Source organism: Palleniella muris (genome assembly GCF_004792655.1).
In the GTDB taxonomy this organism is placed as follows: Bacteria; Bacteroidota; Bacteroidia; order Bacteroidales; family Bacteroidaceae; genus Prevotella; species Prevotella muris_A.
The window spans coordinates 68,566-82,973 of sequence record NZ_SRZC01000013.1; the positions used below are offsets into that span (position 1 = coordinate 68,566).

At 45.5% G+C, this 14,408-nt stretch carries 10 protein-coding genes; 6 read left to right on the plus strand and 4 right to left on the minus strand.

Annotation, left to right across the window (positions count from 1 at the left end; genetic code table 11):
- Positions 1-150: 150 nt before the first annotated feature.
- The 3 genes from aspS to rfbC all read right to left on the minus strand — a co-directional run bounded on the left by aspS (position 151) and on the right by rfbC (position 3,797).
- Positions 151-1,908, minus strand: a complete 1,758-nt coding sequence (gene aspS, locus E5358_RS09000; protein WP_135939859.1) for an aspartate--tRNA ligase — start codon at positions 1,906-1,908, stop codon at positions 151-153.
- A gap of 477 nt (positions 1,909-2,385) precedes the next feature.
- On the minus strand, positions 2,386-3,156 hold the full coding sequence (locus tag E5358_RS09005) for a DUF4738 domain-containing protein (RefSeq protein WP_168354624.1): 771 nt from the start codon (positions 3,154-3,156) through the stop codon (positions 2,386-2,388).
- Positions 3,157-3,245: 89 nt separating this feature from the next.
- Positions 3,246-3,797, minus strand: a complete 552-nt coding sequence (gene rfbC, locus E5358_RS09010) for a dTDP-4-dehydrorhamnose 3,5-epimerase (protein WP_135939861.1) — start codon at positions 3,795-3,797, stop codon at positions 3,246-3,248.
- A gap of 550 nt (positions 3,798-4,347) precedes the next feature.
- On the opposite strand from rfbC, the gene E5358_RS09015 reads away from it, so the two are divergent.
- The 3 genes from E5358_RS09015 to porE all read left to right on the plus strand — a co-directional run bounded on the left by E5358_RS09015 (position 4,348) and on the right by porE (position 8,133).
- Positions 4,348-5,436 carry an HU domain-containing protein gene (locus E5358_RS09015; RefSeq protein WP_135939862.1) on the plus strand — a complete coding sequence of 363 codons (1,089 nt, stop codon included), beginning with the start codon at positions 4,348-4,350 and terminating at the stop codon, positions 5,434-5,436.
- Positions 5,437-5,555: 119 nt separating this feature from the next.
- Positions 5,556-6,086, plus strand: a complete 531-nt coding sequence (locus E5358_RS09020) for an FHA domain-containing protein (protein ID WP_135939863.1) — start codon at positions 5,556-5,558, stop codon at positions 6,084-6,086.
- Positions 6,076-8,133 carry a PorE family type IX secretion system protein gene (gene porE / locus E5358_RS09025; RefSeq protein ID WP_135939864.1) on the plus strand — a complete coding sequence of 686 codons (2,058 nt, stop codon included), beginning with the start codon at positions 6,076-6,078 and terminating at the stop codon, positions 8,131-8,133. Before E5358_RS09020 ends, porE begins: the two co-directional genes overlap by 11 nt.
- A 151-nt stretch (positions 8,134-8,284) precedes the next feature.
- Here porE and E5358_RS09030 read toward each other — a convergent pair whose 3' ends face one another.
- Positions 8,285-10,540, minus strand: a complete 2,256-nt coding sequence (locus tag E5358_RS09030) for a RelA/SpoT family protein (RefSeq protein ID WP_135939865.1) — start codon at positions 10,538-10,540, stop codon at positions 8,285-8,287.
- Between the two features lie 326 nt (positions 10,541-10,866).
- Here E5358_RS09030 and E5358_RS09035 point away from each other — a divergent pair, with 326 nt between their 5' ends.
- The 3 genes from E5358_RS09035 to E5358_RS09045 all read left to right on the plus strand — a co-directional run bounded on the left by E5358_RS09035 (position 10,867) and on the right by E5358_RS09045 (position 14,319).
- Entirely contained in the window at positions 10,867-12,384 is a 1,518-nt protein-coding gene (locus tag E5358_RS09035; protein ID WP_135939866.1) for a DUF4301 family protein, read from the plus strand.
- Positions 12,385-12,743: 359 nt separating this feature from the next.
- Positions 12,744-13,634 (plus strand): urea transporter, encoded by an 891-nt coding sequence (locus tag E5358_RS09040; RefSeq protein ID WP_135939867.1) that lies wholly within the window; start codon positions 12,744-12,746, stop codon positions 13,632-13,634.
- A gap of 70 nt (positions 13,635-13,704) precedes the next feature.
- A complete protein-coding gene (locus E5358_RS09045; RefSeq protein WP_135939883.1) occupies positions 13,705-14,319 on the plus strand; it encodes a CatA-like O-acetyltransferase, family 2 in 615 nt (204 codons plus the stop codon).
- Positions 14,320-14,408: the final 89 nt, after the last annotated feature.

The following is a 14,408-nucleotide window of genomic DNA, read 5'->3' on the forward strand; positions in this document are numbered from 1 at the left end:
TCTTTTCGTAATTATGGTGCAAAAGTAAACATTATTTTCGACATGAGCAACAGGAATCGCACGATATTTCAAGCATTTACGCCATTTTGGCAACAGACACGCAATTTTATTGACAAACATCAAACTCCACGACTGCTAAACATCAAGGATTCAATCCTTCAAGTCCAATTTCAGTTGCAACTCATCAAGCTGCTTCCGGTCAAGGGCTCCCGGTGCGTCAAGCATGACATCGCGTCCACTGTTGTTCTTAGGGAAGGCAATGACATCACGGATGGAATCCAAGCCGGCCATAAGACTTACGAAACGGTCAAAACCAAATGCAAGTCCGGCATGTGGAGGAGCACCGTATTTGAATGCGTTGATGAGGAAACCGAACTGCTGCATTGCTTTTTCGGGAGTGAACCCAAGAACTTCGAACATCTTTGCCTGCAGCTTGCCGTCATGGATACGGAGTGAGCCGCCACCGACTTCCACACCGTTGCATACAAAGTCGTACGCCTTTGCACGGACCTTTGCAGGGTCAGTGTCAAGCAATGGAATGTCATCAGGATTAGGCATAGTGAACGGATGGTGGGTAGACATGAGTCGCTGCTCCTCCTCACTCCATTCAAACAGAGGGAAGTCTATAATCCACAGACACTCAAACTTATCCTTGTCCATCAGTCCAAGGCGCTTGCCCATCTCAAGACGCAAAGCGCACAGCTGCACACGTGTCTTGTTAGGCTGCTCACCGCTGAGGATAAGAATCAAATCGCCTTTCTTTGCTCCACACTTGTCGGCAACTGCCTGCAACTGCTCCGGAGTGTAGAACTTATCTATGGATGACTTTATCGTACCGTCTGCATTCAGCTTGATGTACACCAGTCCTTTTGCGCCAACCTGCTGGGATTTCACAAAATCAGTCAGCTGGTCAAGCTGCTTACGAGTATAGGCAGCACAGCCCTCAGCGACAATACCGCCGATATAGTTTGCGGAGTCAAACACCGCAAACTGTCCTGCCGGGAACACTTCCTTAAGCTCCCGGAACTCCATTCCGAAACGAAGGTCAGGCTTGTCCGAGCCATACTTTTCCATAGCCTCTTTCCAAGTCATCTGACGCAGCTTTGCCGGAAGTTCCACGCCTCTTATTTCCTTGAACAGTGAACGTGCCATATCCTCAAAGATAGCTATGACATCGTCCTGGTCAACGAAGGACATTTCACAGTCAATCTGTGTGAACTCCGGCTGGCGGTCAGCACGCAAGTCTTCATCACGGAAGCATTTCGCAATCTGGAAATAACGGTCAAACCCTGACACCATAAGCAACTGCTTCAAAGTCTGAGGTGACTGTGGAAGTGCATAGAACTGTCCAGGATTCATACGTGAAGGCACAACAAAGTCACGCGCACCTTCAGGAGTGGAACCGATAAGGATAGGTGTCTCCACCTCGATGAAGTCACGTGAGTCAAGGAAATTGCGTATAAGTATCGCCATGCGGTGACGCAATTCGAGATTCTTGCGGACGCATGAGCGACGCAAATCAAGGTAACGATACTTCATTCGCAGTTCATCGCCACCATCGGTATTGTCTTCTATCGTGAAAGGAGGAGTCTGGCTCTCACTTACAATATTCAGTTCGGAGACTATTATCTCTATGTCTCCTGTAGCAATCTTGGAGTTCTTGGAGTAGCGTTCTGCCACAACACCGGTCGCCTGAACGACATACTCACGTCCAAGATGACCGGCTTTCTGGCGGAGTTCCTCCGGAGCGTCATCACTGAACGCAAGCTGCGTAATGCCATATCGGTCACGGAGGTCAACAAAAATCAAAGCGCCAAGGTTGTGCACGCCCTGCACCCAACCGGCGAGAGTCACAGTCTGACCTACATTCTCTATGCGGAGTTCACCGCAGGTATTTGTTCTGTACATCTTATATATTAAATAATGTATGTTTGTTTACGGAATGCAAAATTAAGAAAAAATTATGGAATAATCAAAATTTCCCTTATTTTTATTTGCCATAAGAGAAAAAAGTTGTAATTTTGCACGTGGGTCATACTGGTTAGATCGGGGAACTCATCAAATAATTCAAGAAAACTGAGAACGCGTGTACTCAATGGCGGGCCACAACGGAGTCCGGTTATCGCGAGGTCACTGTCGAGACTTGTCCTTCAAACCTCACCTCTGTCCTACTCCAAGCCATTTTCAGAGCCGGTGGATTACAAAGATACATGGCACTCTACCTACATAAGGAGTTTTCATCACAATCACAGTATGACCCACTTTTTCTTCCTACAACAGACTTTTTTCAACAAACCGTCAAACCAATAAGACAGCAAAGGCTCCTTTTCGGAGCCTTTGCTGTCTTATTGCGGTCATACCATAACTATTGCCAAGAATCATTTTTCAAAGGACTTTCATTGTCAGTTTCCCTTGTCTGGAAACAATCATCTTTATCCTGTACGACGTCGGCGAGTCAGGCACGCAGACAGAGGCAGTCAGCTCAACACTGCCGTTTGCAACCCCATCTATGCCAATATCACTCAGCACAGCCTGCCGTAGGTATGAAGCAGGGACATATTTTGCAAAATCACGCTTATACACGTCTGCAGAGAAAAGCCGTTGCGCACCTTTATAGACACACACATTAATGACATTGTCGTAATAGACTTTCTCCACCAATATGCCATTCTCATTGTACGATGTCCTGACAACCTTGTACGTCGAAGGGTTGACTTGCGTATACACATGGTACCTGTCCTCGCCATCCCCCACTATGGAGTCACGCTTTATCAGGCGATGCTGGTTAAGCACAACAGGTTTCCTCCCGTCAAAGATGTATTTGTCATAAGGATTATCCGACTTGCACAGATGCACAGCATCACCATTACGGTTCTCAAAATCAAAAAGGTGAGCCGTATGCCTTGTGATAGCATAACGCACCTCAGTGTTTCCGCGAAGCATCAGCGTATCACCTATAATGGCGAAATAGACAGGAGACAGCATGGAATCCGCATAGATGATACTGTCGCCTTTCACCATCATCGTCACCTCACCATCGTCACCGTTAGTCCAAACGCCTTGCAGAAGAGCTTTCGCGTCCTTGTCTTCTTCAAGAACGGCGGTATTGTCCCTGACGGCATCATAACATGACACAGACAGCAAACAGGAAGCCATAAAAAAGAATATCTTACGCACAGCAGTAAAATCCATTTATCATCCAAACAACACATGCCGTTCACACCGCACTGCAAACGGCAAGCCTCTTACCCGAAGACCTCGGCATCCTTCAGCCACTTCGCCTTCATATCCTTCTCGCTCGTCAGGATTTCATTTGCGTCTATCGGCCACTTGATATCAATGTCCGGGTCATCAAAGCGAATGCTCGCCTCACTCTGCGGGGCATATACATTATCTACTTTATAAGTAAATACCGCCTCGTCACTAAGCACAAGGAAGCCATGAGCAAACCCTCTCGGTATAAAGAACTGCGTCTTGTTGTCCTCGCTAAGTTCCACCATGACATATTTTCCGAATGTCGGCGACCCTTTCCTTATGTCAACCGCCACATCAAGCACCCTGCCCTTTATGACACGGACAAGTTTTGCCTGCGAGAACTCCCCTTTTTGATAATGAAGGCCGCGGAGGACACCATAGCTTGACTTCGACTCGTTGTCCTGAATAAACTCCGTATGCCCTCCAACGTTAGCATCAAAATCAGACTGGCGGAACGATTCGAAAAAATATCCGCGCTGGTCATTGAACACTTTTGGCTGAAGGATATAAACGCCCTCGATTTCTGTCTTTATATATTCCATCTCTGATTGTTAATATTTATAACGTATTATATTATCTTGCAAAGATACCTCTTTTATTTCACGTACGCAACTATTTTGAATATTTTTATAGAAAACCCGGTCATTTATTGCCCTGTGAGATTCTAATATTTTCCACCAAGTTTGTCAAAAGCGCGAATTTCGCGATCTTCACACACTCCGGTAACAACCTGTATTTCTGACAGTTATATTTTCAGAGAAAGCAAAAACGCACCAAACATGCAGCAAAAGGCAACCTTTTGGCATAAAAAAGGCAACGAAAAACCAATCAAAAGGTAACCAAACGACAGGCAAAACGTTACCCTTCACAACATTAACCAATACAAACCATCTGCAAATCAGACACAAACAGCAAAACAATAGGTGTCCGTCTGTTAATTTAACCAAAGTTAACCATAAAACTCATGCTGTTTTTCAAAAAGGTGCAAAACAAAAATTTTGAGCATAAAAATCAAAATCTCTTGCCTTATGATTTGCGGAATCGAACATTTTTTAGTAACTTTGCACTCGAATTTCGCATACGGATTTTTACATGATCAGACTGGACAAACATATCGAAATACTTCTCTTGGACAACGACTGTGTCATTGTCCCTGGGCTTGGTGGCTTCATGGCTCATCATGTGTGTGCACGATATGACGCTGAAACACAGTCTTTTCTACCACCTTTGCGACAGCTTGGGTTCAACGCTCAATTACAGATAAACGATTCCCTTCTTGCACAATCCTATATAGAGGCGTATGACATCAGTTATCCGGAGGCTTTGCGCCGCATCGAAGACGAAGTGACCGAACTGCAGCAGAAGATACGCAATGAAGGGAAATGTGAACTCAATGACATTGGAGCACTCACACTTAATGACAATGGAAAAATAGAGTTCGAACCTTGTGAGGCAGGAATATTGACACCTGAACTTTACGGGCTAAACACAATAGACATAGCCCCTCTTCGTACAACAGCAACAGTTGGACAGAGCGAAGTATCTCATGCTGGCACACCTCACCAAGAGCCGAAACCGGCTCCTCAGTTGGCTGTAGCACAAGACATTACAAGACCTGCAGCAGAAGAGGAAGAACCGGAGGAGCCAGCAACAGAGCGTACCATTTCAATACGTGTCAGCACAATAAAACATGTTGGCACAATAGCTGCCACAATCCTCGCACTGCTTGTCTTCTCGCTACCTGTGGGGCAGACATCCAAGCCAACTGTGTCCGAAAGCTACATGGACACTGGGATTCTGTACAATATCCTACCGGAGCAGATGCGCAATGCGGACACTGCCGCAAAAAGCGTTATGCAGCACAAAGCAAAGCCTGTAAACAGAGAGGAAGTGACTGCCAAGGAAACAACGAAGCAGGAACCGGCTCCTATTGCTGAGGCAATAACAGAACAACAGTTTTTCAGCATTGTACTTGCAAGCCGTGTGCCAGAAGACAATGCCCATGACTTTGTAAAGCAATTAAGAAGCCAAGGCTTTGACAAAGCAGAAATGATAACTCGCAAGAATGGGGCGAAAGTCATCTATGGACGCTTCTCTTCCGAGAAAGAGGCTTTGGACTCACTGCGAAACCTACGCAAAAAATCCGGACATTTCAATGACGGATGGATTATGGAGTTCTGAAAACAAAAGGAAATGCATTAGCTTTTAAGTATATCCATAAATATGCTTATGCCAACGGTAATGTATAACTTTTGTCGCTGACACATATTTTTTTTATAACCAAAACAAATACTTTTCAGATGAAGCGCGTACGTTGCCCCAAATGCGATAATTACATAATCTTTGACGAGACAAAATACGAGGATGGCCAGCAACTGGTTTTCCAATGTTCGGAATGCGGCAAGCAGTTTGCCATTCGCATGGGAGTGTCAAAACTGCAAAGGACGCAACGCGATGCAAACCCGGAAGAAGAAGCTGAAAAGACGGAATACGGTTCGATTCATGTCATAGAGAACGTGTTCGGATACAAGCAAGTTATCCCACTGCACCTTGGCGACAACATCATCGGAAAATATGCAAAAGGAAATGACATCAACTGCCCGGTCGAGACAAGCGACCCTTCGATGGATCTTCACCATTGCGTGCTGAACATCTCACGAAACAAAAAGGGCGAACTGAAGTATATCCTCCGCGATGGTCCTTCAAACACGGGCACCTTTGTCGACAATGACATCCTCGGCGACAGGGAACGGCGCGTGATTGACCACGGGACACTGTTCACATGCGGTGCAACAAGCATCATTCTTCACATAAACGACAATGAAGAATAGATTTTCTATAATTATATTTTCATTGTTGTTGCTCTCCTCCTGCGGAATAGACAACAACATTAAGAAAGGCGAGGCTTTCCTCGCCCTTGGCGAATATTATGACGCAGGAGAACAGTTCAAGAAAGCTTATTCCAAGACTCCGCCAAAAGAGCGCGCAAAGCGTGGTATGCTCGCACTGAAAATGGCTCACTGCTATGAACGCATCCATGCCTCACAGAAAGCTGTTGGCGCATACCGCAATGCCGTAAGATACAACACTGCAACAATCAACGACCGCCTTAGCCTTGGCAGACAGATGCTGAAAGTCGGTGACTATAAAAACGCTGCCATAGAGCTGCAAATGGTTCTTGATTCCATGCCTGACAATATTCTGGCACAAAACGGTTTGCTCTCCGCAAAAATGGCACCGCAATGGAAAAAAGACGGTTCACGGTACATTGTGAAGAAGCAGGACATTTTCAATTCACGACGTGCCGATTTCTCGCCCATGCTTGCAGGTGACCAGTACGACCAACTTTACTTTACCTCAACTCGTAATGACGCTGAAGGAGACGAACTTAGCGGCATTACGGGAACAAAAGCCGGAGACATTTTCGTCTCACAAAAAGACGACAAAGGAAAGTGGTCCAGACCGGAAGCAGTCACAGGTGGCATAAACACAGAATATGATGAGGGCACATGTTCCTTCTCGCCTGACGGCAGGGAAATGTACATCACTCAGTGTCTCAATGACGGAGAATATCCACGCTATGCACAAATAGCCAAGTCAAACCGATCTGACGCTGCATGGGGCAAAGCCACTGTTGTCGAGCTTACAAAGGATACACTGTCAAGTTTCGCCCACCCTACCCTGTCACCTGACGGAAACTGGATTTATTTCGTAAGCGATATGCCCGGAGGACAAGGAGGACTGGACATTTGGCGTGCACGCATCACGGCTGCAGGATTTGGCGGAGTGGAGAACCTCGGGTCACAGATAAACACTCCGGGCAATGAGATGTTTCTGGCATTCCGCCCTAACGGTGATTTATATTTCTCTTCCGACGGACTGCCGGGAATGGGAGGGCTGGACATTTATTATGCCACTACTGACGCGAATGGAAAACTAAAGATTGAACATCCGGGCTACCCCTTGAACTCCAACGGTGATGATTTCGGCATGACATTTGAAGGATTGCAGAATAAAGGCTACTTTTCATCCAATCGTGCAGACCTTGGACGTGGCTGGGACAAAATATACTCTTTCGAGAACCCTGAGATAATACAGACTGTAAAAGGCTGGGTATACGAGAATGACGGATACGAACTTCCGAAAGCTCTTGTCTACATGGTTGGCAACGATGGCACTAACCTGAAACTCAATGTAAAGGGTGACGGTTCTTTCGAGCAAAAGATTAACCCGGATGTTGATTATATATTCCTTGCCACTTGCCCGGGATTCCTTAATCATAAAGAGGAACTAAGAGTACAAAAAGTGGAAGAATCAGAGGAATATACATTACAGTTCCCACTGCCGAATATCGGCATCCCTACACTCATCAACAACATAAACTACGAGTTTGATAAAGCAACACTGACACCAGAATCCACAGAAGCTCTTGACAAACTGGTGGACTTGCTCAACGAAAATCCGAACATAACTATAGAACTCTCTGCCCATTGTGACTATCGTGGTTCGGCTGCATACAACAAAACCCTGTCACAGAAACGTGCGGAATCGGTATGTTCCTATCTCAAATCCAAAGGTATTGCAGCCGACCGCCTCACTCCACGCGGCTACGGTAAGGAGAAACCGAAGGTCATACGCAAGAAACTGACAGAGACATACAAATGGCTGAAAGAGGATGACCGTCTTACTCAAGAGTTCATAGAAAAGCTCCCGAAAGACCAGCAGGAGATTGCCAACCAGCTGAACCGCCGTACAGAGTTCATCGTTCTCCGCACAACCTACGGTATGTTTGACGAGAAAGGCAACCTCAAGCCTCTGCCAAAGAAGCAGCACAAAGAGGAAAACAACGCAGATACAGAGTTCTTCGACATGGAATAATATGTCCCTCTATGGGGAAAACTATATTTTTTTAATACCTGAGACAATAAAAGTGGTGTTCAACAAATCCATAATTCACGGATAATGTTGAACACCACTTTCTTCTTCATACTGGTCGTTCAAACCTTGTTATATAATGCCAATGCAGCTATCACACTCTGCTCACCTGCTTCACCCCTTTGACAACACGGAGCTTTTTCATCAGTTGCTCAAGACGGCTTGTGTCATCAATATTAACGACAAGTGTCCCTGCAAAGAGACCGTCATGGCTGTCAATATTGATGGAGCGCATCAGTATACGCTCTTCCTTTGAGATTACGGACGTGATGTTTGACACAATACCTATGTCATCATTGCCTATCACACGCAGCGTAATGGCATATTGCCCACAACCTTTGCCACTCCACTGTGCATCAACAATACGATAACCGAAACGACGGCGCAGTTCGGGCGCATTAGGGCAGTCACAACGGTGAATCTTTATACCACCGGAAACAGTGACAAAGCCAAACACATCATCACCGTAGATAGGATGACAGCAACTTGCAAGAGTATAATCCAGCCCCTTTTGGCTTTGGTCTATGACAAGCACATCGGAACGTGAGCCCTCAATACCGCTTCTATTTGATGCCGCACCAGTGATATACTCGTCAGTCAATTTGAAATCAGCGGCAGAACGATGGTCAGGGTCAATACGCTCATCGCCTGCCAAAGAAGACTGGACTGGTTTTGGATTCTTAAGCAGAGCGTATTTCTCTATAACCTCCTGCATGTCAAGAATCCCCTCACCGACTTGGCGATAGAACTCCGCAACTTCCTTCAGCCCGAGTTTTTTCACAAGTTGTTGTATGGTAGCCTCATCAAAGTCCAGTTTCCTGTTCTTCAACCTGCGTTCCACCATTTCTTTTGTTATGGCAATTTCCTTGACAACAGTCTCCTTCAATGCAAGCCGTATCTTTGACTTGGCACGTGAAGTATTGGCTATCTGCAGCCATTCGCGCTTTGGACGCTGCTGCACATTTGTGACGATCTGCACCTGGTCACCGGAACGCAGTTCATAGCGCATATTCTGCACTTTGCCATTAACCTTCGCACCGGTACAATGGCAGCCGACTTTGGAATGGATGCAGAAAGCAAAGTCAAGGACGGTGGAACCCGCCGCCAACTTAAAGAGGTCGCCCTTAGGAGTGAAAACATATATTTCTTCGTCCTTCAGCGACTTCCGGAAGAAATCCATCACCTCTAAATCATCACCGGCTTCCATTGCAGCGCGAATGGAAGCAAGCCAGTCATCCATGCCACCACCTTCTTTGACGCCTTTGTAGCGCCAATGGGCAGCAAGACCATGCTCTGCAATGTCGTCCATACGCTCGGTGCGTATCTGAACCTCCACCCACTTGTTTTCCGGACCAAGAACAGTTATGTGCAGTGACTCATAACCATTGGACTTTGGTACAGACAGCCAGTCTCTAAGGCGTTTGGGATTAGGCTGATACATATCGGTTATGATACTGTAAACCTGCCAGCACTCCATTTTCTCCCTCTCCGGCTTTGAGTCAAGGATTATCCTTATGGCAAAGAGGTCATAGACACCCTCAAACGGACACTTCTGTTTCTTCATCTTCTGCCAAATGGAGTGTATGGATTTTGTCCTGCCTTTTATATGGAATTTCAGTCCTTGCGCCTCCAGCTTCTCCTGTATAGGCACTATGAAATTCTGTATATAAGCATCACGCTGCTTTTTCGTCTCATTCAGTTTGTCCTTGATATGGTAGTATGCGTCATGCTCAAGATATTTCAGCGAAAGGTCTTCCAGTTCGGATTTCAGCTTGTAAAGTCCAAGTTTGTGAGCCAAAGGAGCATACAGATAGTTTGCCTCCTCAGCAGCCTTTTGCCGTGCCTTCGCATCCGGACAGCACTTTAAGTTGCGCATAAGGTTGACCCTGTCGGCTATCATCACAAGGATTACACGCATGTCCTCTGCAAAAGAAAGCAGGAGATTGCGGAAATTCTCAGACTCGATTGTCGGTGTCTTCTCATAAAGGGACTGAATACGGATTATCCCATTAATAATGTCTGACACACCTGCCCCATATTTATCAAGAATATCCTCCTGTGTGGTATAACCATTAAGGACACTCCTGTAAAGCATTATTGCAATGACACTGTCACGCTTAAGCCCAATCTCATCTATTGCAATAACAGCTGTCTGCAACGAGTGCAGGATTGGGTTAAGATGAAAGACATCACGCCCTATCCTACCATCCTCCAAAGACTGCAGAACCTGATGACGTATATTACGCTCGTCATCCTGATGCAGGAAACAGCCAACTTTCTCCTTCAACTGTTCAAGCAGAGTGGCTATTTCCTGCCTTTCTGCTTCTGTAAAACTGAGTTTCTCCTCCATAACATTTACAAATTATTTTCACATACACCAAACATCGAAACGTTCTTTTTGCCATAACCGAACCAATCATATCTGACATGATTTGCATACAGAAAAAGACATGCTATTCCCAACGTCGCTGCATTTGCGATACAAAAATAATAAAATTTGTTATTACCTCTGTATTTTTTTATTATTTATTTTTTGATTTAAAATAAATTCACTAATTTTGTAGCAACGATAGAAACTTAACTATGGCATACCTTTTACGACACAGCAACACCATTGCCATGTTGTAATCCATTGAAATCGCATAATCTCTATAGAAACCATAAATCTAAAAAAACATGTTATCAGAAAAAGATTTGCAGCAACTTGCCTCAAAAGGCATCACACCTGAGAAACTTGAACAGCAACTCAACGAATTCAAAACCGGTTTCCCTTTCCTCAAACTCGAAGGTTCCGCAGTAATCGGAAAAGGCATCGTAGCTCCGTCTGCAGACGAAGTAAAGACCTATGTACAGGCATGGGACGCCTATAAAGCAGAGGGAAAGAAGATTGTGAAGTTCGTACCTGCATCCGGAGCAGCTTCACGAATGTTCAAGGATATGTTCGCTTTTGCTGACGCGGACTATGACGTGCCGACAACTGACTTTGAAAAGAAGTATTTCGACAACATCGAGAACTTCGCATTCTACGATGCACTTGACGTTCTTCTCAAAGAACAGAAAGGCAAAGGAGTGAAAGAGCTTATCGCTGAGGGTGACTACAAATCAGTTGCCAAAGGCATGCTTGCAAAAGACGGTCTGAACTACGGTCAGCTGCCAAAGGGCATGCTCTTGTTCCACAAATACGAGGAAGGCGCACGCACTCCAATGGAGGAGCATCTCGTGGAAGGCGCGCTGTATGCTGCATCCAACGGCGAAGCAAACGTGCATTTCACAGTCTCCGGCGAGCATCTTGACTTCTTCAAGCAGAAAGTGGCTGACAAGGCAGACTATTATGCTGAGAAATACGGCATAAAGTACGACATTTCATTCTCTGAGCAGAAGTCTTCGACAGACACTGTAGCTGCCAATCCTGACGGAACTCCATTCCGCAACGAAGACGGCAGCTTATTGTTCCGCCCGGGTGGTCATGGCGCGCTCATAGAGAACCTTAACGACATCTCTGCCGATATCATATTCGTAAAGAACATTGACAATGTCGTACCTGACCGCCTGAAGCCTGAGACAGTGGAATGGAAGCAGGTGATTGCAGGTGTGCTCGTGACATTGCAGAAACAGGCATTTGAATATCTCGAACTCCTTGACTCAGGAAAGTACGACCACGACAAGCTTATTGAAATTGTAAAATTCGTACAGAACGACCTGTGCTGCCGCAAACCGGACATCAAAGAGCTTGAGGACGCAGACCTTGTAATCTATCTCCGCAAAAAACTCAACCGCCCGATGCGAGTAGCAGGCATGGTGAAGAATGTCGGTGAGCCTGGTGGTGGTCCGTTCCTTGCATATAATCAAGACGGCACTTACTCTCTGCAAATCCTTGAGTCAAGCCAAATTGACAAGAAGAACGAACAGTATATGAAGTATTTCTCCGAAGGAACACACTTCAATCCGGTTGACCTCGTTTGCGCAGTGAAAGACTACAAAGGGAACGCTTTCAACCTGCCTGACTATATAGACCGCACAACAGGCTTCATCTCTTCCAAGTCAAAGAACGGCAAAGAGCTTCAGGCACTTGAACTTCCTGGACTTTGGAACGGTGCAATGTCTGACTGGAACACCATCTTTGTTGAGGTTCCACTCGGCACTTTCAACCCTGTGAAGACTGTCAACGACCTTCTCCGCGACCAGCATCAGTAAACATCTGCTTTGCTGAAGACATAGCAAATAGCAACATACAAGAGGCTGTCCGACAATGTTTTGCGTCGGGCAGCCTCTTGCTTTATTTGTGCCCTTGATTAATATTCCACTTAACAAGCAAACAATAAGTAACCATTGGTATGACAAAAGGTAACGCTTTGCATAACAAAGTGTTACCTTTTATTGGATAAAGTGTTACCTTTTACAGTACAAAGTGCCACACTTTACTTTTTCGTTCCTCAACCCGCATTTAAAAGTGAAAAAGCATCGCTAATACAGAAAATTTCTGTACTTTTGCACACGCTAAACTTTTCAAAGAGCTTTATTGGCACAAACTCACATAAACAGTATATAGCAAAATGAAAAATACAAGTATTTTTTGCCGCTCACTCTTACGCGGGACAGGTCAAGTGATGTTCATGGACAATGTAAACACCGGAGCATTGTTTCTTACAGGAATCATAATCGGTTCATGGATGTACGGCACTGTAATTGTGGCAGTTGGCGCAATGGCCGGTCTCATAGCGTCAACCATACCGGCATATCTTCTTCACAAGGGAGAGAAGGATGCAGACCAAGGGCTTTGCGGATACAACGGCATACTCATCGGATGTGCCTTGCCTACGTTCTTTGCCGACACTCTGTTTATGTGGACTGCGCTCATTGTCCTTTCTGCCATGTCGCCGTGGCTCAGGGAGTTGATGAATAAGCCGCTGAAGCATCTTGGCATCAATGCTCTCACCTTCCCTTTCATTCTGTTGACTTGGCTATCTTTCTGCTTTGCCTTACCAACAGCAACTTCCGTACCGACAGAAACGGTGCACGGCATTACCGTTTCCTCTCTTGCAGAGGGCTTGATGAACGGAGTTTCCCAGATATTCCTCATCAACTCCTACATCTGTGGCGCACTCTTCCTCTTAGGCTTGCTCATTGCTGATTGGCGTGCGGCAGTATGGTGCGCCTTGGGTTCGGCAGCCGGAATCATCCTTGCATTTGCCTTTAGCCAAGACACAACAGCAATAACAAACGGACTTTACGGTTTCAATCCGGCATTGACAGCCATTGCCTTGGGAACTGTTTTCCGCAAAAGTGCTATGCTTACGATTGTCGGAATCATCATAACATTCTTTATCCAAATAGCTCTCGCGCATCTGTTGCCACAGGTCGGCATACCGGGACTGACAGCACCGTTTTGCATTGCGACATGGATTATACTGGTAATCACGAGTAAAAGGAAAGTAAACGAGTAGTCTGATATAAAACGGATATATCAGGCATAATACCATTTGTTATTTTATCACCCAACCCTATGAGCGTATGATGACAGAAATTGACCCCAAAAAGACAACGCGTGCCTACGCATTCGAGGTGTGGATGCAGGCACCAATGCCTATGGTCACATTCTTTAAGACACTGGATGTGACACGATTACGCAAGTTAAGCAGAAAGCGAGACTTGAAATTCAACATGCTGATGTGCTGGTGTATCGGACGGGCGGCAATCCAAATAAAAGAGTTTTTCATGTTGCCTGTGGGCAATAAGCTCATGCAGTTTAACACACTCGCAGTGAACACAATTGTCATGAACAAAGATGGAGAGGTCAGTTCATGTGACATTCCACTGTCAGACAGTCTGCAAAAGTTTAATGAAGATTACCTCCAACTGACCAAACAGGTGCACAATTCATGTGCCAATCACGACCTTACGGACAGTATGGTGATTGGAACTTCTGCGTTAGTCCAGTACGAAATAGATGGTGTAGTGGGCATGTACAGTGGCATTTTCAATAATCCGTTCATGATTTGGGGCAAATATCATCGCGGATTGTTACATACGAAACTGGCTATCTCATTCCAATTCCATCACACTCAAATGGACGGCGCACATGCTGCACACTTCTTAGACTTATTGCAAAAGGAGATTGATTGTTTATAAAAAGGTTCCGTTACTGTCAGGGAGTTACCCAATCCGAATGGTTTCCTTATTGGTTTTATACTGTTTCCTTATTGGTTCGGATGACCAAC

Bases quoted from the DNA above. Each gene is read 5' to 3' on its own strand.
- E5358_RS09020 (WP_135939863.1), top strand. From the start codon at position 5,556: ATGAAGCGCGTACGTTGCCCCAAATGCGATAATTACATAATCTTTGAC.
- E5358_RS09015 (WP_135939862.1), top strand. From the start codon at position 4,348: ATGATCAGACTGGACAAACATATCGAAATACTTCTCTTGGACAACGAC.
- E5358_RS09040 (WP_135939867.1), top strand. From the start codon at position 12,744: ATGAAAAATACAAGTATTTTTTGCCGCTCACTCTTACGCGGGACAGGT.
- E5358_RS09045 (WP_135939883.1), top strand. From the start codon at position 13,705: ATGACAGAAATTGACCCCAAAAAGACAACGCGTGCCTACGCATTCGAG.
- E5358_RS09005 (WP_168354624.1), bottom strand. From the start codon at position 3,156: ATGGCTTCCTGTTTGCTGTCTGTGTCATGTTATGATGCCGTCAGGGAC.
- aspS (WP_135939859.1), bottom strand. From the start codon at position 1,908: ATGTACAGAACAAATACCTGCGGTGAACTCCGCATAGAGAATGTAGGT.
- rfbC (WP_135939861.1), bottom strand. From the start codon at position 3,797: ATGGAATATATAAAGACAGAAATCGAGGGCGTTTATATCCTTCAGCCA.
- E5358_RS09035 (WP_135939866.1), top strand. From the start codon at position 10,867: ATGTTATCAGAAAAAGATTTGCAGCAACTTGCCTCAAAAGGCATCACA.
- E5358_RS09030 (WP_135939865.1), bottom strand. From the start codon at position 10,540: ATGGAGGAGAAACTCAGTTTTACAGAAGCAGAAAGGCAGGAAATAGCC.
- porE (WP_135939864.1), top strand. From the start codon at position 6,076: ATGAAGAATAGATTTTCTATAATTATATTTTCATTGTTGTTGCTCTCC.